This window comes from Micromonospora sp. NBC_01740 (genome assembly GCF_035920365.1).
Taxonomy (GTDB): Bacteria; Actinomycetota; Actinomycetes; order Mycobacteriales; family Micromonosporaceae; genus Micromonospora; species Micromonospora reichwaldensis.
On the sequence record NZ_CP109150.1, the window covers coordinates 1,456,494 to 1,476,352 of the forward strand.

Sequence of the window (19,859 nt, forward strand, 5' to 3'; positions counted from 1 at the left end):
GGTGATGGGCGTACGCGGCGAACGGGTGACCGGTGGACCGGCGGGTCCGCCGGTCTCGTCGTCGGTGCCACCGTCCGGGCCGGCGGACCTCGATCTCCTGCACGCCCACGTGGCCGGCGACCCGCACGCCTTCGCCGAGCTCTTCCACCGGCACCGGGACCGGCTCTGGGCGGTGGCCCTTCGCACACTTGGCGACCGCGAGGAGGCCGCCGATGCCCTCCAGGACGCCCTGCTCTCCGCCCACCGCGCCGCCGGGCGGTTCCGGGGCGACTCGGCGGTCACCACCTGGCTGCACCGGATCGTGGTGAACGCGTGCCTGGACCGGATCCGCCGCCGCCAGGCGCACCCGACGGTGCCGCTGCCGGACGGCGTCCGGGACACCGATTCCGGCACCGGGGGCGTCGAGCCGGCGGCACCCGTCCAGGACCACGACACGGCGCTCGTGGTCCGGCAGGCACTCGCCGATCTGCCGCCCGAGCAGCGGGCGGCGCTGATCCTGGTCGACGTGCAGGGTTACCCCGTGGCCGAGGTGGCCCGGATCCTCGACGTGGCCGAGGGGACGGTCAAGAGCCGGTGCGCCCGGGGCCGGGCCCGCCTGGCGACACAGCTCGGGCACCTGCGCCCCGCCAGGCAGAAGACGGAGCCGCAGGCCACCCCGCAGCGGGCGGAGCCGGCCCCGGCGACGGGCCCGAACGTGCCGGCCGTCACCCGAGGGAACCCGCGGTCGCCCGAGGGCGTCCGATCGGGGTCGGGACGGTCCCGGCGGGATCTCCACCAGGAGGACGCGTGACTGCCGGGGGGTACAGGGAGGTCGACCACGACCTGCTCGCCGACTACCTCGGCGGGGCGCTGGACGGCACCCCGGACGAGGATCTCGTCGCCCGACTGGTCGACGAGGACCCCGGCTGGGCGCAGGCGTACGCGCTGCTGGCTCCGGCCGTGGCGGACGTCCACGCGGACCTGGCCACCTGGGGCGCGTCCGCACCCGAGATGCCGGCCGACGTCACCGACCGGATCGTTGCCGCCCTGGCCCACGCCACGGCGTCCGACCCCGGCACCGCGTCCGACCTCGCCATTGCGGACTCCGCAGGTCCGGGCCGATCCGAGCCGGGCCGGTCGGGGCCCGGCCGGGTTGAGCCGGGCGGCCGGGGGGCGGGGGACGACGCGACGTCCGCCGAGGAACGGCCGGCGGAGGGTCAACCAACGGTCAGAACAGGCATCGGGGCGGTGCCGGCACAGCCGCTCGGCGGGTCCGGGAGACGTCCTGCCGGCGTACCCCGGTCGGAGCCGGGCCGCAGCGGGGCCACCGGGCCCGGGCGACGACGGCGCCGCTGGTCCCGGCTGGCCGGGCCGGTCGCGCTGGCCGCCGTGTCGATCGCGGCGGTCGGGCTCGGCGTCGACCAGCTCACCAGGGACCAGCAGATGGGCGGTGCCGCGGACACGGCGTTGCCCGCGACGACGAACCGTGAGGACGCCGCCCCCGCCGCCACGCCCTTCCGGATCGCCGGCGAGCCGTCGGTGCGCAGCGGAACGGACTACACGCAGGAGTCCCTGGCCGCCCTTCCGTCGTCGCCGAAGGCACGGCCGTTCACCGGCGGCCCGCCCGGGGAGCAGCCCGGCGTCCAGGCGGAGGGCGGGCGGCTGCCCGGCTCCGTCACCGGGCTCGACCGGCTCACCGACCCCGCCGCGCTGGGCGCCTGCATCGCTGAGATCAAGGCCGAGCACGGCAACGGTCCGCTGGTGGTCGACGTGGTCGACTACGCCCGGTTCCAGGGGCGTCCGGCGCTGATCGTGCGCTTCACCGACGCCACGGGAGCGCACTGGGCCTGGGCGAGCGGGCCGGAATGCGGTGTGCCCGGGTCCGGCTCGGACAGCCGCTACCGCACGCGGGTAGGGTGAATTCGCGGTCACCGGCCGTTTGGCCGTCCACGTGACCTGACCCACCGGATGACCGGCTCGGGAATCCCCGGTTCGTACGATGACGTTCTGCACATCGAAGTGCCGGCACCGAGCGGCGTCGGCATCGGATCGGCATCGGTGCGCGCCGATGGCGAACAACACAATCGGGAGACGGCAGTGGACGAGGTCCGCAACCTGATCATCATCGGCTCCGGGCCAGCCGGTTACACGGCGGCGGTCTACGCGGCGCGCGCCAACCTCAAGCCGCTCATCATCGAGGGCGTGCAGTCCGGCGGTGCGCTGATGACCACCACCGAGGTGGAGAACTTCCCCGGTTTCGCCGACGGCATCCTCGGCCCCGAGCTGATGGACAACATGCGCAAGCAGGCCGAGCGGTTCGGCGCGGAGTTCCTCACCGACGACGTGACGCGGGTCGAGCTGAAGGACACCGGCAGCGTGGGTTCCGACGCCGTCAGCACCGTCTGGGTGGGCCAGACCGCCTACCGGGCCAGGGCGGTCATCCTCTCCACCGGCTCCGCGTGGCGTCCGCTCGGCGTGCCCGGCGAGCAGGAGTACCTGGGCCACGGCGTCTCGTCCTGCGCGACCTGTGACGGCTTCTTCTTCCGCAACCAGCACATCGTGGTCGTGGGCGGCGGTGACTCGGCGATGGAGGAGGCCAGCTTCCTCACCCGGTTCGCCGACTCGGTCACCATCATCCACCGCCGGGACTCCTTCCGGGCCAGCAAGATCATGGCCGAGCGGGCACTGAGCAACGACAAGATCAAGGTCGAGTGGAACACCACGGTCGAGGAGATCCTCGGCGACGACGGCAAGGTCTCCGGGGTGCGGGTACGCAACACGCACACCGGCGAGTCCAAGGTCCTCGACGTCACCGGCGTCTTCGTGGCCATCGGTCACGACCCGCGCAGCGAGCTCTTCCGGGGGCAGGTGGAGATGGACGACGAGGGCTACGTGAAGGTCCAGGCGCCCAGCACCCGGACCAGCGTGCCCGGCGTCTTCGCCGCCGGCGACCTGGTGGACCACACGTACCGGCAGGCGATCACCGCCGCCGGCACCGGCTGCGCCGCCGCGCTGGACGCCGAGCGCTTCATCGCCACGCTGCAGGGCTGAACAACCGAAACACATCCCGGAGGAGGGTCATAGTGGGAGCAACGAGGTCGGTCACCGACGCGAGTTTCGCCGCCGACGTGCTGAAGTCCGACAAGCCGGTTCTGGTGGATTTCTGGGCCGAGTGGTGCGGCCCGTGCCGCAAGGTGTCGCCGCTGCTGGAGGAGATCGCCGGCGAGATGGGCGACCAGGTCACCATCGTCAAGCTCAACATCGACGAGAACCCGGAGACCGCCCGCACCTACCGGGTGATGTCGGTCCCCACCCTCACCGTCTTCAAGAACGGCGAGCCGGTGCAGTCGATCGCCGGCGCCAAGCCGAAGGGCGAGCTCGTCAGGCTCATCGAATCGGCGCTCTGAGCAGCACCGACGCGCGTCGACCCCGTACCCGGTCCGCCGGGCACGGGGTCGACGCGTTTTTCCCGACGTGGGGCACCCGGAGCCCCCGGAACGCATAGCCTCAAGCGGGGGCCGCCCGGCCAGCAACCGTCCGTGCAGAGGGGGTCGTGCGTGCGTCCGATCCGACCCGGTGACCGTGGACCCGCGGTGACCGAGATCCGTACGGTGCTGACCGGCCTCGACCTGCTCGTCCCGACGGCACCGGGCGCGGACGAGTTCGACACGCACACCGAACGGGCCGTGCGGGCCTTCCAGCAGTCGCGTGGGCTCAGCGTGGACGGCCGGGTCGGTGCGGAGACCTGGCGGGCCCTGGACGCCGCCCGCTGGCGGCTGGGCGCCCGCACGCTCTACCACGCGGTTCCGGAGCCGCTCACCGGTGAGGACGTCCGCTCGCTCCAGGAGCGGCTGCTGGAGATGGGGTACGACGTCGGGCGCGCGGACGCCATCTACGGCGTACGGACCTCCAGGGCGGTCGCCCAGTTCCAGCGCGAGGTCGGGCTGACGCCCGACGGCTCGTGCGGTCCGCACACCATGAACGCGCTGCGCCGACTCGGCCGCAAGGTCGTCGGCGGGCGGCCGCAGTGGCTGCGCGAGTCCGACGCCATCCGGCAGTCCGGCCCGGCGCTGGTGGGCCGGACCGTCGTCATCGACCCCGGGCACGGGGGCACCGACCCGGGCGTGGTGGTGCCGGACGGATCGCTGCGGTGGACCGAGGCGGATCTCGTGTACGACCTGGCCAGCCGGTTGGAGGGCAGGCTCGCCGCCGCGGGCGTCCGGGTGCAGCTCACCCGTGGGCCGGCCCAGGAGGACTGCCTGCCCGACGTCGACCGGGCGGAGCTGGCCAACTCGCTCGGCGCCGACGTGTTCATCTCGCTGCACGTAGACGAGCACGTCAACCCGGAGGCCGAGGGGGTGGCGACCTACCACTACGGCACCGACAACGGGGTGACCTCGGCGACCGGGGAGCGGCTGGCCGGGCTGGTGCAGCGGGAGATCGTCGCCCGCACCGGGCTGCGCGACTGCCGTACGCACGCGAAGGCGTGGGACCTGCTCCGGCTGACCCGGATGCCGGCCGTACGCGTCGAGGTCGGCTACCTCACCTCGCCCACCGACCGGGCCCGACTGGTCGGCCCCCGGTTCCGGGACAGGGTGGTGGAGGCCGTCGTCGCCGCCGTGCAGCGCATGTACTTCCCCGTCGAGCGCGACGTCCCCACCGGCTCGATCGACGTGAGCGCACTGCGGGCGGTGGTGGCCGCCGGCACGGTCGTCGACTGAGCCGCCTGCCGACTCCCGACCGGACTCCGCCGCCGGGGCCGGACGCGCCGGCGCGGGATCAGCCGGCCGTTGAGCGGGTGGCCGGGGCCGGACGGACCGGGCGGAGCAGCGTCTCGGGGCTCATCGAGCCGAGCAGCTTCTCCAGCGCGTACTCGACGTCGGACTTCCAGCTCAACGCGGTACGCAACTCCAGCCGCAGGCGGGGGAAGCGCGGATGCGGGCGGACCGTCTTGAAGCCCACGGAGAGGAAGAAGTCGGCCGGGGCGACGCAGGCGCCGGCGGGGTCGGCCGCGTCGCCGAACTTGGCGTCGCCGAAGGCCTCGATCGCCTTGATGCCGCGCTTGGTGAGGTCCCGGGCGACGCCCTGGACCAGCATCCGGCCCAGCCCGCCGCCGACGAAGGCGGGCACCACGTTGGCCGTCATCAGCAGCGCGGCGTCGGCGGAGACCGGGGAGGTGGGGAAGGCCATCGAGCGGGGCACGTAGGCCGGCGGGGCGTACAGGACGAAGCCGGCCGGCATGCCGTCGACGTAGACGAGCTTGCCGCAGGAGCCCCACTCCAGCAGCGTCTGCGAGACCCAGGCCTCCTTCTCCAGCCCCGGGTCGCCCGCGGCACAGGCCCGGTCCGCCGAGACCGGATCAAGCTCCCAGTAGACGCACTGCCGGCACGGGCGGGGCAGGTCCTCCAGGGTGTCGAGGGTCAAGCTGACCAGACGTCGCGACATTGGTGTATCCCCACATTAGGCTCGGAGGTGAGACCGGCACGGAACGACAACACCGCCTACCTGCCCCCGACGAGCGATCGTACGCCGCAAACGGACGCTGCGGGAGGGGACTCGCGAATGCCTCTCCTTCCGGGGCGCCGGCCGGGGTCCGCGATGTGGACGCCGGTCACTTCGCGGTTACGCCCCTGGCAGACGGCGACTAGGATCGACACTCGGCGTCCCGCGTCGCCATGGTCGCAGGTGTCCCGGGTACGCCGGGGCGGGAGCCACCCGAGCAGCCATCGAGGTGATGTCATGACCGGCACGACGCTCGACGACTACACCGACCGGTACGCCCGCCGCGTACGAGGCATGACCGCCTCGGAGATCCGTGCGCTCTTCGCGGTGGCCAGTCGGCCGGAGGTGGTCTCGCTCGCCGGTGGCGCCCCCTACATCGCGGCGCTGCCGCTCGACGCGGTCGGCGAGATGCTCGGCCGGCTCGGCGCCGAGCACGGCGCCACCACCCTCCAGTACGGCATCGGCCAGGGCACCCTGGAACTGCGCGAGCGGATCTGCGAGGTGATGGCGCTCTCCGGCATCGACGCCGCCTGCGGCGCCTCCCCGGACGACGTGGTGGTCACCGTGGGCGGGCAGCAGGCCCTCGACCTGGTGGCCCGACTCTTCCTCGACCCCGGGGACGTGGTGCTCGCCGAGGGCCCGACCTACGTCGGCGCGCTCGGGGTGTTCCAGGCCGCCCAGGCGCAGGTCGTGCACGTGCCGATGGACGACGACGGGCTGATCCCGGAGGCGCTGGAGGCGGCCATCGCCGAGCAGGCGCGCGCCGGCCGGCGGGTCAAGTTCCTCTACACCATCCCGACCTACCAGAACCCGACCGGCGTGACGCTGACCGAGCAGCGGCGGGAGCGGGTGCTCGACATCTGCGAGCGCGCCGGCCTGCTGGTGGTCGAGGACGACCCGTACGGTCAGCTGGGTTTCGAGGGCGACGCGCCGGCGCCGCTGCGCGCGCGGCGGCGCGACGGGGTCTTCTACCTCAGCACCTTCTCCAAGACCTTCGCCCCGGGCCTGCGGGTCGGCTGGATCCTCGCGCCGCACGCCGTCCGCGACAAGCTGGTCATCGCCAGCGAGGCGCAGATCCTCTGCCCGAGCGGCTACGCGCAGGCCGCCGTCTCCACCTACCTCGGCACCATGCCCTGGCGCGAGCAGCTCAAGGTCTACCGCGAGGTCTACCGGGAACGGCGCGACGCGATGCTCGCCGCGCTGGACGACCTGATGCCCGCCGGCACTACGTGGACGACGCCGGCCGGCGGCCTCTTCGTCTGGGCGACCCTGCCCGACGGCCTCGACTCCAAGGCGATGATGCCCCGGGCCATCGCCGCCCGGGTGGCGTACGTCCCGGGCACCGGCTTCTACGCCGACGGCACCGGCACCGGCAACATGCGGCTCAACTTCTCGTTCCCGTCCCCGGAGCGGATCCGCGAGGGCGTGCGCCGGTTGGCCGGCGTGATGGAGCAGGACATTGCCATGCGGCGGGTCTTCGGCACGGTCGGCCGCCCCGGAGCGCGGCGCGGGCAGGCCGGCGCGGACACGCCGGGACCCGACTTGGCATGATTCCGGCATGGTTCCCACCGCTGCCGACCGTTCCGTCGTGACCGACTCCGCCGTCACCGCCGACCTGCGGGTGCTGGTGCTCGCCGGCGGGCTCTCCTACGAACGTGACGTCTCGCTGCGGTCCGGTCGCCGGGTGCTCGACGCGCTGCGCGCGGTCGGGATGGACGCCGAGCTGCGGGACGCCGACGTGGCGCTGCTGCCGGCCCTGAGCGCCGATCCGCCGGACGCCGTCGTGATCGCCCTGCACGGCGCCACCGGCGAGGACGGATCGCTGCGTGGCGTGCTCGACCTCTGCGGCGTCCCGTACGTGGGGTGCGACGCCCGCACGTCACGGCTCGCCTGGGACAAGCCCTCGGCCAAGGCGGTGCTCCGCGAGGCGGGCATCCCGACCCCGGACTGGGTCGCCCTCCCGCACGACCGGTTCTCCGAGCTGGGCGCCGTGGCGGTGCTGGACCGGATCGTCGAGCGGCTGGGGCTGCCGCTCATGGTGAAGCCCGCCCAGGGCGGTTCGGGGCTGGGCGCCGCGGTGGTCCGGGACGCCGCGTCCCTGCCGGCCGCGATGGTCGGCTGCTTCGCGTACGACCCCACGGCGCTGGTCGAGCGGTACGTGCCCGGCATGGACGTGGCGGTCTCGGTGGTCGACCTGGGCGACGGGCCGCGCGCCCTGCCCGCGGTGGAGATCGTGCCCCGCAACGGGGTGTACGACTACGCCGCCCGCTACACCGCCGGCCGGACGACCTGGCACACCCCCGCCCGGCTGGAGCCGGCGGTGGCCGGTGCGGTGGCCGACGTCGCGCTGGCCGCGCACACCGCGCTCGGGCTGCGCGACCTGAGCCGCGTCGACCTGATCGTGGACTCAGCCGGCCAGCCGCACGTGCTGGAGGTCAACGTCTCACCGGGGATGACGGAGACCTCACTGCTGCCGCTCGCGGTCCAGGCCGCCGGTCTCGACTTCGGCAGGATGGTCGGCACCCTGGTGGCCCGCGCCGCAGCCCGCCACCCCTGACCGACCGGTCCACCGGCCCACCTTCCGGGCGGGGGTTCAGCGCTGGGGTGCCGCCGCCGGCCGTCGCCCCGTCCGGTCCGCCGCCTCGCTTGCCGGACTGGCGGTGACCACCTGGCTCGCCGCGCTGGCCGGGCTGTCCGCTGCGCGGCCACCCGTAGGTACGTCCTTGGGTGGCCGCCCCGGTTCTACGGCTGGCTGCCCGACCGTCCGGCGTCCGTGGGGGACGCCTCGCCCTCCGACTCCTGCGCCGGCGGGGTCTCCTCGGCGGACTCGATCACGGACACCGCCTCGCCCTCCGTCGGAGCGTCTTCCGCCGGGGGCTGCCCGGTGAAGCTGGAAGGCGCCTGCCACTGGATGCGCGGTGGCTCCGCCAGCGGTCGGCCCCCGAACTCCGCCAGCCAGGCGGCGACCATGGCCAGGTTCTCCCGCCACCGCGCCTCGGAGATGGGCGGCAGGATCGAGTCCCACAGGGAGAGGAAGGTCCCCCGCAGCTGGAGCTGACCGTAGGGCCGGGCGAGGAACCACATGTGCAGGTGCGCCGAGCCGTCGCCCCAGCGGTTGACGTGCACCCGGGCGACCCCGTCGAGGGACCGGATGGCCCGCTCCAGCCGTACGGTCATCACGCCCAGTTCGGCGGCGAGCAGATTCGGCAGGTCGCCGAGGTCGAGATGCGAGCGGGATTCCAGGATCAGCACCATCGGCAGCCCGGTAGGGCGGTCCATGGCGCGTACCCGCCATCGCTCACCCACCCAGATGTAGGCGTCGTCGGGGGCGTTGCAGGCGGTGCAGTCCCGGTTTCCCTCGCCCTTGCGCGGCGGCTCGACCGGGACCGGGTCATCGAGTTGCTTGACACGAAGGTCGCCCTCGAAGGGAAAGGACGGCCACTGGGTGAAGTCCGGAACGGAGGGAGGGGTGTCGTGCACGACGCTGACACTAACCGGTCTCGGCACCGCTGTCCCTACCCGAACGATCGGCCGGACGGCCCCAGTTCAGCCATGACGGGAGCACCGAGAGTGGCTCTGTCCACAGGTATCCATAGGCGCCCACAGGTTGATGAGACGCCGGACACAGGCCGTCATCCACAGGCTGCCACCCCATTTCACGCGGGGTTTCACGTGAAACGGGGGCGCCTGTGGATAACCCCTGTGGATAACTTTCGGGCACGCGAGCACGGATCCTCCGTCGGGGTGGAGTCGTCGGTTCCACGTGAAACGGAGGCACGTCGGGTGGGTTCCGTCATCGCTTCCGCCGCCGTTGGACGCCGTGGTCGGCATCGCCGTGGTTCGGGCTCACCGTTGCATTCAGGATCTTGTCCCCGCTGTCCCAGGTCGTCGCCACGCGAACGACCTGGGCCGTCCACCGCTTCCGCAGCGCGACATGCACCGAACCCCGACCAGTGCCGCGCCGCCCGCGGACCGCGCCCCGCGCAGGGCGGCAGGCGATCGGAGGCGCGGGCCAGCGTGTGGCGGCGGAAGGCACTCATCGGCGTGCCCGCATAGTTGGACGAGCGTCATGACCGGTTGTCATCCACGCCGGTTCGGTACGGCGGGAGGGTGCATCGTGTGCAGCCTGTCCGGAGGGGGGTCTGGGAGCGGAGGGGTGAACGGACGGAGGTAGGGACGGGCCAGTCCTGATCGGTCAGGCAGCAACCGCCGAGCGACCATCCGAACGCGGTGGACGGCGGCAGCATCGACTTACGCGTGTCCGCAGCGGCCGTGGCCACATGGATGCCGGCTGACACTCGACGCAGGACGCGTCCGGGCTGCCGGGCGGGGAGGGTGAAGAGGCCGGGAGACCGAGAAGCCTCGAACCGCTGAGACAAGCGAGATCAGCCACGCAACGGAACGGCCATTACAACCCGGCCCCCGTGAAACAGGCCGTCGGCCGGGCAGGGCACTGAGCGGGCACCTCCCCGCGTCAGCGAGGAGGTGCCGATGCCGGTCCTGTTAGCGACGGGAGGGTCGGCTCCCCCCGCCCTCTCGCGGCGCTGAGCGGCCCTGTCGAGCGGGTCCAGCCCTGTGGGTACCGATACCTGCGCCAGCGCCCTCAACGCGCGCTGAGGGCGCTGGCGCAGGCACTGAGGATCGTCGGTGACTCGGCTGTGGTTTCCTCGGCGGCGTTTCCGCTACCGGCTCACCGAGGGGCGCGGCAGGTTCTGGATCCGGTCAGGCTCCTCCGGGCTCAGGGTCCCGCCCTCGCCGTTGCCCACCCACCGCTTCGCAGATCGCAGGCCCGGCCGGTTTCACGTGAAACGGTCGAGGCGGCTCAAGAACCGCCCTGACCCGATCCCGGGTTTCACGTGAAACGCCGCCACCCGCCCGGATCTCCTGAACGCGCTGATCGAGGATGCGCAACCCGCAGCACATGCAACGGCCGCGTGATCCGGGATCACGCGGCCGGCAGTGGTGCCATTCGCAACGATGCTGGGCCCGATCGTCACGCCGAGCCCCGTTGCGCAACGCGGCGGCGTTGTCCCGCAGGACCGCCGACCGGGGTCAGGCCTCCGGCTCCTCTTCCTGACCGACGCCGATGAGGTCCACGATCCGCTCCAGGTCGTCGACCGTTGCGAACTCGATGGTGATCTTGCCCTTGCTCCGGCCGATGTCCACCTTCACGCGGGTGTCGAACCGGTCGGAGAGGCGGTCGGCGAGATCCGTCAGTGCGGGAGCATGCGGCTTCGGACGACGCTTGGCCGTCTCCTTCTTGCTCGTACCGTCGCTCAGGGCCAGCGCGACGATCTCCTCGGTCGCGCGGACCGAGATCCCCTCGGCGACGATCCGGCGCGCCAGCTGCTCCTGCGCCTCGGCCTCGTCGAGGCTCAGGAGCGCACGGGCGTGCCCGGCGGAGAGGATCCCTGCGGCGACCCGGGTCTGGACCTGCGCGGGCAGATTGAGCAGCCGGATGGTGTTCGAGATCTGCGGCCGGCTCCGCCCGATGCGCCGGGCGAGCTCCTCGTGGGTGGCGCCGAACTCGTCCAGCAGTTGCTGGTACGCGGCCGCCTCCTCCAGCGGGTTCAGATTCGCCCGGTGGATGTTCTCCAGCAACGCGTCCCGGAGCATGGCGTCGTCGTGGGTGTCCCGGACGATGGCCGGGATGTTCTCCCGCCCGACGGCCTGCGCGGCACGCCAGCGCCGCTCACCCATGACCAGCTCGTACTTCTCGTCGTCGAGCTGTCGTACGACGATCGGCTGGAGGAAGCCGACCTCCTGGATGGAGGTCTTCAGCTCCTCCAGGGCGTCCTCGTCGAAGACCTGACGCGGCTGCTTCGGGTTCGGCACGATGGCGTCGACCGGGATCTCGGCGAACCGGGCACCCGGCACCGGGCTGAGTTCGGCCTGCGGCTCGGGCTGTGCCACCACCGGTGGGATCGCCACGGTCGGCACCGGGCCGGTGGGCACCGGTCCCGCCGGCGCAGCCGCGGCAGTGTCAGCAGCCGCCTCCACGGGAGCTGGCGACTCCTCTGCGGTGATCGGCTCAACTACGGCGGTCGGCGCCGGCCCGGTCGGGATGAGCGCCCCCAGGCCCCGCCCCAGACCGCCCCGAGGACGGTTCTTCATGCCACGCCTCCCAGCGACTGTTCCGCACTACGCATTCCGGCCCACCGGCTCCTTGACGCCACGCTCGGCGATCTCCTGGGCAGCTTCGAAGTAGCTCGTCGCCCCCCGCGATCCCGGATCGTAGGTCATCACCGACTGGCCGTAGCTGGGTGCCTCCGAGACGCGGACGTTGCGGGGGATGACCGCCTGGAGCACCTTGTCGCCGAAGTGGTTCCGCACGTCCTGCTCGACGGCGTCGGCCAGCCGGGTGCGCCGGTCGTACATGGTGAGCAGGATGGTGGAGACGTCAAGCTTCGGGTTCAGGTGCTGGCGCACCAGGTTGATGTTGTTGATCAGCTGGTTCAGCCCCTCCAGCGCGTAGTACTCGCACTGGATCGGGATTAGCACCTCCTGCGCGGCCACGAGCGCGTTGACCGTGAGCAGGCCGAGCGAGGGCGGGCAGTCGATGAAGACGTAGTCGAAGTGGCCGGGGTAGGCGGCGATCGCCCGGGCCAGCCGGGACTCGCGGGCCACCACCGACACCAGCTCGATCTCCGCGCCGGCGAGGTCGATCGTCGCCGGTACGCACCAGAGGTTGGGGATCCCCTCGACGCCCTGGGCGACCTCCTCCAGCGGCACGCTGTTGATGAGGCAGTCGTAGACGTCCGGCACACCGGTGTGGTGCGGGACGTTCAGCCCGGTGGAGGCGTTCCCTTGCGGGTCCAGGTCGACCACCAGCACCCGGTTGCCGTGCAGGGCTAGCGCCACCGCAAGGTTGACCGTGGTCGTGGTCTTTCCCACGCCGCCCTTCTGGTTCGCGACGCACATGACCCGGGTCCGTTCCGGGCGAGGCATCGTCACCTCGCCACTCGGATTAAGGATCTGCACGGCGCGCATCGCCTCCATAGCCAACGGTGGGTCATCCTCTTCGCGCGTCGGGGTTTCACGTGAAACGTACGCGGCCTCGGCGACGGTGGCTCCGGGGGAGCCGGCCGGGGGCGCGAACGGGTCGGTGACGGGAACGGGTTCGGGAGTCGCGTCCGGCACGGAGTCCGGGGTGGGCTGCTGCGGCACGGCGGACTCGAACCGCGCCGAGGCCGACGGGTTGCGCCGGACGGCAATCACCCGGCCGCCGGCCGAATTGCCGGCCCGCGGCACGTCGGCCGTGGCGCGGATCGCCGGAGGCTCCGGCACGTCCGGCTCGGCGCCGCCCGACCGAACGGCCGCGTCCCCGTCCTGCGGCGGGTTCGTCGGCCCGTCGGGCGACCAGCTCGGGTAGTCGGTTTCACGTGAAACGGGGTCGCCCGCTGGCCCCGTCACGCGTGGATCGTCGTACCTTCCGTCGTCATGCACCTGTCATCCCTGCCCGCTTCGGATGGTCGGTCCGCACCCCGTCAACTGGCCGTACGCGATCGCACCGCGGAGCGTACGGCCCGGCGGGAGCGGCGGGACCGGTGAACGTCCGTTGCCGCCCGCTCCACACTATCGACGCGCAGCCAGCCTACGGCTCACGGGCGCGACCGGTCCACGTCGGGTTCTCATCCTTCCGTCCACCCGTACCGGTTCAACGACGCAACCGCCGGCCGGGAAGCCGGTAGGCGGACATCCCGCGTGGGTGTCCGAGAGGGACTCACCGCCGCCGGGAGCGGCCGCCGCGAGCGCTCTTCGCGGCCTTCGGCCGGGCCGGTCCGATCATCCGCTCCCGCACGATCTCCACCACCGTCGTCGGCGGGTCGATCACTCCCTCGCCGCAGCGGTGCACCTCGGGCTCACCGCCACCGAGTCGGGCCACGGTCTGCGCGTGCTCGGCGATCTCCTCCGCGGCGGACGCCCCCTTGAGCGCGATCAGCCGACCGCCGCGCACGGCCAGCGGCAGGCACCACGTCGAGAGCCGGTCGAGCGGTGCGACGGCGCGCGCGGTGACCACGTCCCCGCTCAGCGGACCGATGCCGGTCGACCCGGTCGCCGCCTCGTCGGCGCGCCCCCGGAACACCCGGACCATCTTCGCCAACCCGAGGTGCTGCACCGCCTCGATGAGGAAGGAGGTGCGCCGGGAGAGCGGTTCGATCAGGGTCACCGTCAGGTCGGGTCGCGCGATGGCCAGCACCAGGCCGGGCAGCCCGGCCCCGGAGCCGACGTCGAGCACCGTCGCGCCCTCCGGGATGCGCTCGGCGACCGCCGCGCAGTTGAGCAGGTGGCGATCCCAGATCCGGGGCGCCTCGCGCGGGCCGATCAGGCCGCGGACCACGCCGTCGGTGGCGAGCAGTTCGGCGTACGCGGCGGCCAGGTCGAGGCGGTCGCCGAAGAGGGTGCGCGCCGCAGCGGCCAACTCCGGCGGCAGCACCGCCACGGCCGGAGAAGCGTCCTCCGCCGTCACGGCCGAGGACAGGGCGTCCTCGGAGGTGTCAGTCGGTGACGGGGCGTTCTCAGGGGCGACGGTCGAGGACGGGGCGCCCTCAGGGGCGTCGATCGACGGCGCGGCGTCGGAAGTCACGGTCGGCTCGGGCCGGACAGGCGACGGCCCGGGCGGCGTGCCACCCGGGCCGTCCACGGCACCGGCCGTGGTGTCGTCGTGGGTCACCCGGGTCAGTCCGCCGGCCGGACGATGATGCGCCGGTTCGGCTCGACGCCCTCGGACTCGCTCTCCACGCCGCTCATCGCGTTGACCACGTCGTGCACGCACTTGCGCTCGAACGCGGACATCGGCTCCAGGCGCACGGGCTCGCCGTGCTCCTTGACCTTCTCCACGGCGTTCTTGGCGACGGCGGCGAGTTCCTTGCGGCGGGTCGCCCGGTAGCCGCCGACGTCGAGCAGCAGCCGGCTCGGGGTGCCGGTCTGCCGGAAGACGGCCAGCCGGGCGAGCTCCTGGAGCGCCTCCAGGGTGGCGCCGCGCTGGCCGACGAGGTTCTGCAGCCGGCCGCCGACCACCTCGACGACGGGACGACCGGCCGAGACCAACTCGTCGATGTCGCCGTCGTAGTCGAGGATGTCGAGCAGGCCCTCGACGTAGTCGGCCGCGATCTCGCTCTGCCGGAACAGCTCGCTCTCGCCGACGGCCTTCTTCTCCCGGGTGCCCGACTCCTCGTCGGTCTCCTCGGTCTCGCCGTTCACCGCGGTCGGCTCGGTCCCCTCCTCGTCCAGGGACTCGTCGGCGCGGGGGGTGCTGGTGTCGGTCACGGTCTCATCTCCGTACTCGCTCGGCCGGACCGTCGGGTCCGCTGGTTTCCCGGGGCCGGCGGGAGGTCGCCGGTGCCCACGGGCACGTCTGTCGTAGGGCAGTTTCGCCCGTGGCCGCGCCGCGCGCGGCGGTTCCGCCCCGGCGCCGGCCGTACGGCGGCTGCGCGGTGCGGAACGGGCCGCCGCCGGTCTCCCGACGGCGGCCCGGACGTTCTCAGCCCTGCCGTTTGGCGGGGCCCTTCTTCGGGTTGACCGGCTTGGCGCCCGGCTTGGGGCCGGCGACCTTCGGCGCGACCGGCTTGGCCGGGGCCGGGGGGGCCGACTTGGTGCGGCCCAGCAGGCCGCCCGTCTTCGCCGGCTGCACCGGGTTGCGGGACGAGGTGCCCGGCTTGCTGGTGGCGGTGGGCGGCGGCGGGAACTTCCGCAGCACCCACTGCTGCTGCGCGAGGGTGAAGAGGTTGTTGGTGACCCAGTAGATGATCACACCGATGGGGAAGATGGCACCGGAGATGAGCAGCGACAGCGGGATGCCGTAGAGCATCAGCTTCTGGATCATCCGCTGCTGCGGGTCCTCGGCCCAACCGGTCTTCAGGATCATCTGGCGGCTGGTGAGGTAGGTGGTGCCCATCATCACCAGGACGAGGATCCCGGCGATGATCTTCACGGTGGTGCCGTTGGCGCCGAGCCGCGTCAGCTCCTCGGCGGTGGAGCCGAACTTGCCGGCGATCGGGGCGGTGAAGAGCTTCGCGGACGAGGCGCTCTCGAACTGGCTGATCGTCCAGCCGTAGAGGGTCTTACCGGCCTCGCTCTTGTCCGGGTTGAGCCGACGGAGCACGTGGAAGAGGCCCAGGAAGACGGGAATCTGGAGGAACATCGGAAGGCAGCCCATGAGCGGGTTGGCCTTTTCCTTCCGGTAGAGCTCCATCATCTCTTTCTGGAGCGTCTCCCGGTCACCCTTGTGCTTCTCCTGCAGCGCCTTCACCTGTGGCTGGAGCGCCTGCATCGCCCGCTGCGACTTGATCTGCTTGACGAAGACGGGGAAGAGGATCACCCGGACGGTGACCACCAGGAAGATGATGGCGAGGATCCAGGCCCAGTTGGTGCCGATCACCGCCGGATCCGGCACCCCGACGAAGTCCCAGGCCCCGTGCCAGACCAGCAGGATCCACGAAATCGCGTAGTAGATCCAGTCGAGACTCAATTCTCAGGCTCCAGTCACATCGGCGCGGCGGCGGCCGCCCGGCTTCGGCACCGGGTCGTGTCCACCTGGGTGAAAGGGGTGGCAGCGCAACAGCCGCCGGGCCGTCAGGCCAGCTCCCCGGATCGCGCCGTGCACCGCCACCGCCTCCAGGGCGTAGGCACTGCACGACGGGTAGAACCGACAGCGGGCCGGCAGAGCCGGACTTATCCACCGACGGTACGCGATGACGGGCCCGCTCAGCACCCGGGCACCGATCGTCGTCGGCCGGGGCTCGGCCGGTCCGCTGGTCACCGGGACCGCCGCCCGCGGGGCGCCTTCGCCGCGACGATCGCCGCGTCCAGGTCGGCGCCGAGTCGCGGGTACGAGGCGTCGGCCGCGGCGGGCTGCGCGCGTACGACCAGGGTGCTTCCCGCGGGCAGAGCCGCCAGCCGCTCGCGGACCAGGTGCCGCAGGCGACGCCGGACCCGGTTGCGGACCACGGCGTTCCCGACGGCCTTGGACACGACGAAGCCGGCGCGGGCCGGCGCGGAGGGTTGCTCCGCACCGCTGCTCCGCGCCGGCTCCGGCGAGGTTGCTGTCGCGGCCTCGGGGGTTGTCGGCAGACTCAGGTGGACGACGACCGCGCCACGGCCGGCGCGTCGACCACCCCGGACCGCTGCGGCGAAGTCAGTGCTGCGCCGCAGTCGCTGTGCGGCCGCCAGCACGACTGCCCACGTCCCCCGGACCTGACCCGGTCGGCCTCAGGCCGACAGGCGGGTGCGGCCCTTGGAGCGACGGGTCGAAAGGATGGCGCGGCCGGCACGGGTGCGCATGCGCAGCCGGAAGCCGTGGGTCTTCGCGCGCCGGCGGTTGTTCGGCTGGTAGGTGCGCTTGCTCACGTCAGGCTCTCCGTTTTCGTACGCCCCGGGCGAGGGGTCGCCGGGATCGTGTGGTGGTCCAGGCCACCTCGGCGGTGGCCCCCGATCGGTGCTGCCCGGCGGCGCGGGACCTCGGCGATGCGGGGAAGCGACCGCGGACAGCAAGCACCTAACACCCTAGCAGAGGGCGAGAGAGCAGCCGTTCCAGCCTACGCAGGGCGGCAACGACCGTCAAACACCCTCAGCAGGGCGGACACCGGGCCCTCCCGGCGACCGGAGCGGCGGTTTTCGCTGATGTCGACGAGGGTCGCCGCGCGTCGGCGGTTGATGGCGCGCCGACAACGCTGTTACCGTGCCCGATTGCGGTCAGCGTCGAAAGGTCCGGTCGTCGCCGGCGGGCAAGACCGGACAAGGTAGTGAATCGTTCGGCACGGTGAACCCGCTTCAGCGCCCGTTCAGGCAGGGGGCAGGTCCGACCCGCGTCCGGCGGGCGGCCACAATCGGTGCGTACACAGGCTGTGGATAACTTGTGGACGAGAACCGGTCGGCCGTCCGGTGGGTGTCGTTCCACCCGCGCGTACGCGGCGGGCCCGGGACGGCCGACCGGAGAAGACGGCGGCGTCGGCGGAGCAGAGGCGAGGGGGTGGCACGACGGTGACCGGTACGACCGACCTTGCCGCGGTGTGGACAGCAACGACCGACGAGCTCGCCGACGAGATCATCTCCGCGCAGCAGCGGGCGTACCTGCGGCTGACCCGGCTGCGGGCCATCGTCGAGGACACGGCGCTGCTCTCCGTCCCGGACGCCTTCACCCGGGACGTGATCGAGTCCCGCCTGCGCCCGGCGATCACGGAGGCGCTCACCCGCCGACTGGGCCGGCCGATCCAGGTCGCGGTGACCGTACGCGTGCCCGACGACGGTTCCGGCCGCCCGGCGGGGACCGTCTACCGCAGTGTTCCCGAGCCGGGGCCGGCCGACCACGACGGCGGGCCGCCCGGCTACGCCGACGCCGGCTACGACGGGTTGCCCGGGCAGCGCGACGGCGGGGACCACGACGCCGGGCAGTCGCCGCTCATCCCCGAACAGGCGCACCCCCGGCGCCGGCCCGACACGTCGTCGCCGGGCGACGACGGGCACCGGCCGGACGACCGGGACGGGCAGGAGGCCCTGTTCAGCACCGCCTTCGCCGAGCCGCCGCGCCCCGACCGGTCGGGGCCGCTCCGGCACCCGTCCGAGCGCCGGAGCTACGACGAGCAGGCAGCCCGGCTGGACCGGCCGACCGCCGACACCCGGGGGTACGAGCCGCGCTACCGCGAGGACGCCGTCTCCCCCCGGGACCAGCACGTGATCCGGGCGCTGCCCCGCGACACCGGCACGGACAACGGGCCCGGACGGGGTGGCGCGGATCACCGGCCCGGTGGCCGGGACGACCGCCGCATGCCCGGCGCCGACGGCGGGGGCAACCGGCTCAACCCGAAGTACATGTTCGAGACGTTCGTCATCGGCTCGTCCAACCGCTTCGCCCACGCGGCGAGCGTCGCGGTCGCCGAGTCGCCGGCGAAGGCGTACAACCCGCTGTTCATCTACGGCAGCTCGGGGCTGGGCAAGACGCACCTGCTGCACGCCATCGGGCACTACGCCACGACGCTGGGCAACGCGCGCTCGGTCCGGTACGTCTCGACCGAGGAGTTCACCAACGACTTCATCAACTCGCTCCGGGACGACAAGACCAGTGCGTTCCAGCGGCGCTACCGCGACGTCGACATCCTGCTGATCGACGACATCCAGTTCCTGGAGAACCGCGAGCGTACGCAGGAGGAGTTCTTCCACACGTTCAACACCCTGCACAACGCCAACAAGCAGATCGTGATCACCTCGGACCGGTCGCCGAAGCAGCTCGCGACCCTGGAGGACCGGCTGCGTACCCGCTTCGAGTGGGGACTGCTCGCCGACATCCAGCCGCCGGACCTGGAGACCCGGATCGCGATCCTGCAGAAGAAGGCGGCGCAGGAGCGCCTCTACGCCCCACCGGACGTGCTGGAGTTCATCGCCTCGCGGGTGTCGAACTCGATCCGGGAGCTGGAGGGCGCGCTGATCCGGGTGACGGCGTTCGCCAGCCTGACCCGCTCGACGGTCGAGCTGGCGCTGGCCGAGGAGGTGCTGCGGGACTTCATCCCGGACGGCGCCGGGCCGGAGATCACCGCCGACCAGATCATGGTCTCCACCGCCGACTACTTCGGGGTGAGCCTGGAGGACCTGCGCGGCCACTCCCGCTCCCGGGTGCTGGTGAACGCCCGCCAGGTGGCCATGTACCTGTGCCGGGAGCTGACCGACCTGTCGCTGCCCCGCATCGGGCAGGCCTTCGGCGGCCGGGACCACACCACGGTCATGCACGCCGACCGCAAGATCCGCCAGCAGATGGCCGAGCGCCGGTCGCTCTACAACCAGATCGCCGAGCTGACCAACCGGATCAAGCAAAACACCTGAGCGACGGCTAACGGACGCGCCCGACCGGACCATCGGTCGGGCGCTTTTTCGTCCTCCACAGCCGGTCCCGGCTTGACCCTCGACATGGTCTAGGCCACAGCATCTGAGCCGTGACCGTCCACCGCCCGGATCGTTGTCCACATCTCGTTGTCCACAGCCTGTGGGAAACTACGGTCCGTCCACCCCCAGTTACCCACAGGTTGTGGACAAACCCTGGGGACGAGCCTGTGGACGCCTGGGGACAACCGGTTGGTTGTCCACCGACGACGATCTACCTGTGGGAAACCTGTTGAAGGTTCTGGGGATGACGCCGTCGGTGCGGCTTCCGCCTGTCCACAGGTCTGGGGAGAAAGTCGGTGGATAACCGGTGGATAACCGGTGGACGACGGTGGACAACTTGGGGGCGCCGGCCGCCTGTGGACCGGGACGCGAGTTTTACCCCGGGTTCTCCACAGGTAAACCACCGGTGGATAACGTGTCTGAGCTGCGCAAACGCGGGTTCTCCACAGTTTGCACAGGTGCGATGAAGATGACGAGTTATCTCTTCTAAGAGAACAAAAACC

Annotated in this window: 18 protein-coding genes; 8 read left to right on the forward strand and 10 right to left on the reverse strand. The window is 72.1% G+C overall.

Annotated elements, in window-relative coordinates; genetic code table 11:
* The first annotated feature begins 4 nt into the window (after window positions 1-4).
* The 5 genes from sigM to OG989_RS07000 all read left to right on the forward strand — a co-directional run bounded on the left by sigM (window position 5) and on the right by OG989_RS07000 (window position 4,700).
* Window positions 5-790: an RNA polymerase sigma factor SigM gene (gene sigM / locus OG989_RS06980; protein WP_151455446.1), complete on the forward strand. Its 786-nt coding sequence runs from the start codon at window positions 5-7 to the stop codon at window positions 788-790.
* Window positions 787-1,899 (forward strand): hypothetical protein, encoded by a 1,113-nt coding sequence (locus tag OG989_RS06985; protein WP_327030039.1) that lies wholly within the window; start codon window positions 787-789, stop codon window positions 1,897-1,899. The genes sigM and OG989_RS06985 overlap by 4 nt, the downstream gene beginning before the upstream one ends.
* Window positions 1,900-2,076: 177 nt before the next feature.
* On the forward strand, window positions 2,077-3,030 hold the full coding sequence (gene trxB / locus OG989_RS06990) for a thioredoxin-disulfide reductase (protein ID WP_327030040.1): 954 nt from the start codon (window positions 2,077-2,079) through the stop codon (window positions 3,028-3,030).
* 32 nt (window positions 3,031-3,062) lie between these two features.
* Window positions 3,063-3,386 (forward strand): thioredoxin, encoded by a 324-nt coding sequence (trxA, locus tag OG989_RS06995; protein WP_327030041.1) that lies wholly within the window; start codon window positions 3,063-3,065, stop codon window positions 3,384-3,386.
* Between the two features lie 150 nt (window positions 3,387-3,536).
* Window positions 3,537-4,700: an N-acetylmuramoyl-L-alanine amidase gene (locus OG989_RS07000; protein WP_327030042.1), complete on the forward strand. Its 1,164-nt coding sequence runs from the start codon at window positions 3,537-3,539 to the stop codon at window positions 4,698-4,700.
* 58 nt (window positions 4,701-4,758) lie between these two features.
* Here OG989_RS07000 and OG989_RS07005 read toward each other — a convergent pair whose 3' ends face one another.
* Window positions 4,759-5,424 carry a GNAT family N-acetyltransferase gene (locus tag OG989_RS07005; RefSeq protein WP_327030043.1) on the reverse strand — a complete coding sequence of 222 codons (666 nt, stop codon included), beginning with the start codon at window positions 5,422-5,424 and terminating at the stop codon, window positions 4,759-4,761.
* A 294-nt stretch (window positions 5,425-5,718) separates the two neighbouring features.
* Between OG989_RS07005 and OG989_RS07010 the strand changes: the two genes are divergently transcribed.
* Together OG989_RS07010 and OG989_RS07015 are read left to right on the forward strand one after the other, a co-directional pair.
* Window positions 5,719-7,032: an aminotransferase-like domain-containing protein gene (locus tag OG989_RS07010; protein ID WP_151452749.1), complete on the forward strand. Its 1,314-nt coding sequence runs from the start codon at window positions 5,719-5,721 to the stop codon at window positions 7,030-7,032.
* Window positions 7,033-7,039: 7 nt separating this feature from the next.
* On the forward strand, window positions 7,040-8,038 hold the full coding sequence (locus OG989_RS07015; RefSeq protein ID WP_151452750.1) for a D-alanine--D-alanine ligase family protein: 999 nt from the start codon (window positions 7,040-7,042) through the stop codon (window positions 8,036-8,038).
* A 185-nt stretch (window positions 8,039-8,223) separates the two neighbouring features.
* Here the strand turns inward: OG989_RS07015 and OG989_RS07020 are convergent, their stop codons facing one another.
* The 9 genes from OG989_RS07020 to rpmH form a co-directional block, all read right to left on the reverse strand.
* The gene (locus OG989_RS07020) at window positions 8,224-8,961 is read right to left on the reverse strand and encodes a hypothetical protein (RefSeq protein WP_225851936.1); all 738 of its coding nucleotides are present in this window, start codon (window positions 8,959-8,961) and stop codon (window positions 8,224-8,226) included.
* A 1,572-nt stretch (window positions 8,962-10,533) separates the two neighbouring features.
* The gene (locus tag OG989_RS07025; protein ID WP_327030044.1) at window positions 10,534-11,595 is read right to left on the reverse strand and encodes a ParB/RepB/Spo0J family partition protein; all 1,062 of its coding nucleotides are present in this window, start codon (window positions 11,593-11,595) and stop codon (window positions 10,534-10,536) included.
* A 27-nt stretch (window positions 11,596-11,622) separates the two neighbouring features.
* Complete coding sequence (locus OG989_RS07030) at window positions 11,623-12,927, reverse strand: ParA family protein (RefSeq protein WP_151452752.1); 1,305 nt, start codon at window positions 12,925-12,927, stop codon at window positions 11,623-11,625.
* A gap of 277 nt (window positions 12,928-13,204) precedes the next feature.
* A complete protein-coding gene (gene rsmG / locus OG989_RS07035; RefSeq protein WP_370518894.1) occupies window positions 13,205-14,068 on the reverse strand; it encodes a 16S rRNA (guanine(527)-N(7))-methyltransferase RsmG in 864 nt (287 codons plus the stop codon).
* Between the two features lie 92 nt (window positions 14,069-14,160).
* Window positions 14,161-14,751 carry a Jag family protein gene (locus tag OG989_RS07040; RefSeq protein ID WP_151452753.1) on the reverse strand — a complete coding sequence of 197 codons (591 nt, stop codon included), beginning with the start codon at window positions 14,749-14,751 and terminating at the stop codon, window positions 14,161-14,163.
* Window positions 14,752-14,965: 214 nt separating this feature from the next.
* Window positions 14,966-15,952: a membrane protein insertase YidC gene (gene yidC, locus OG989_RS07045; protein WP_151452754.1), complete on the reverse strand. Its 987-nt coding sequence runs from the start codon at window positions 15,950-15,952 to the stop codon at window positions 14,966-14,968.
* Window positions 15,953-15,955: 3 nt separating this feature from the next.
* Entirely contained in the window at window positions 15,956-16,195 is a 240-nt protein-coding gene (gene yidD / locus OG989_RS07050; RefSeq protein ID WP_207914193.1) for a membrane protein insertion efficiency factor YidD, read from the reverse strand.
* 44 nt (window positions 16,196-16,239) lie between these two features.
* The gene (gene rnpA / locus OG989_RS07055) at window positions 16,240-16,656 is read right to left on the reverse strand and encodes a ribonuclease P protein component (protein ID WP_327030045.1); all 417 of its coding nucleotides are present in this window, start codon (window positions 16,654-16,656) and stop codon (window positions 16,240-16,242) included.
* A 36-nt stretch (window positions 16,657-16,692) separates the two neighbouring features.
* Window positions 16,693-16,830 (reverse strand): 50S ribosomal protein L34, encoded by a 138-nt coding sequence (gene rpmH, locus OG989_RS07060; RefSeq protein WP_088959667.1) that lies wholly within the window; start codon window positions 16,828-16,830, stop codon window positions 16,693-16,695.
* Window positions 16,831-17,463: 633 nt separating this feature from the next.
* On the opposite strand from rpmH, the gene dnaA reads away from it, so the two are divergent.
* Window positions 17,464-19,296: a chromosomal replication initiator protein DnaA gene (dnaA, locus tag OG989_RS07065; protein WP_327030046.1), complete on the forward strand. Its 1,833-nt coding sequence runs from the start codon at window positions 17,464-17,466 to the stop codon at window positions 19,294-19,296.
* The last annotated feature ends 563 nt before the right edge of the window (window positions 19,297-19,859 follow it).

Excerpts from the sequence above, each read along its gene's own strand:
- sigM (WP_151455446.1), top strand. The coding sequence starts at position 5 with ATGGGCGTACGCGGCGAACGGGTGACCGGTGGACCGGCGGGTCCGCCG.
- OG989_RS07005 (WP_327030043.1), bottom strand. The coding sequence starts at position 5,424 with ATGTCGCGACGTCTGGTCAGCTTGACCCTCGACACCCTGGAGGACCTG.
- OG989_RS07010 (WP_151452749.1), top strand. The coding sequence starts at position 5,719 with ATGACCGGCACGACGCTCGACGACTACACCGACCGGTACGCCCGCCGC.
- OG989_RS07015 (WP_151452750.1), top strand. The coding sequence starts at position 7,040 with ATGGTTCCCACCGCTGCCGACCGTTCCGTCGTGACCGACTCCGCCGTC.
- OG989_RS07025 (WP_327030044.1), bottom strand. The coding sequence starts at position 11,595 with ATGAAGAACCGTCCTCGGGGCGGTCTGGGGCGGGGCCTGGGGGCGCTC.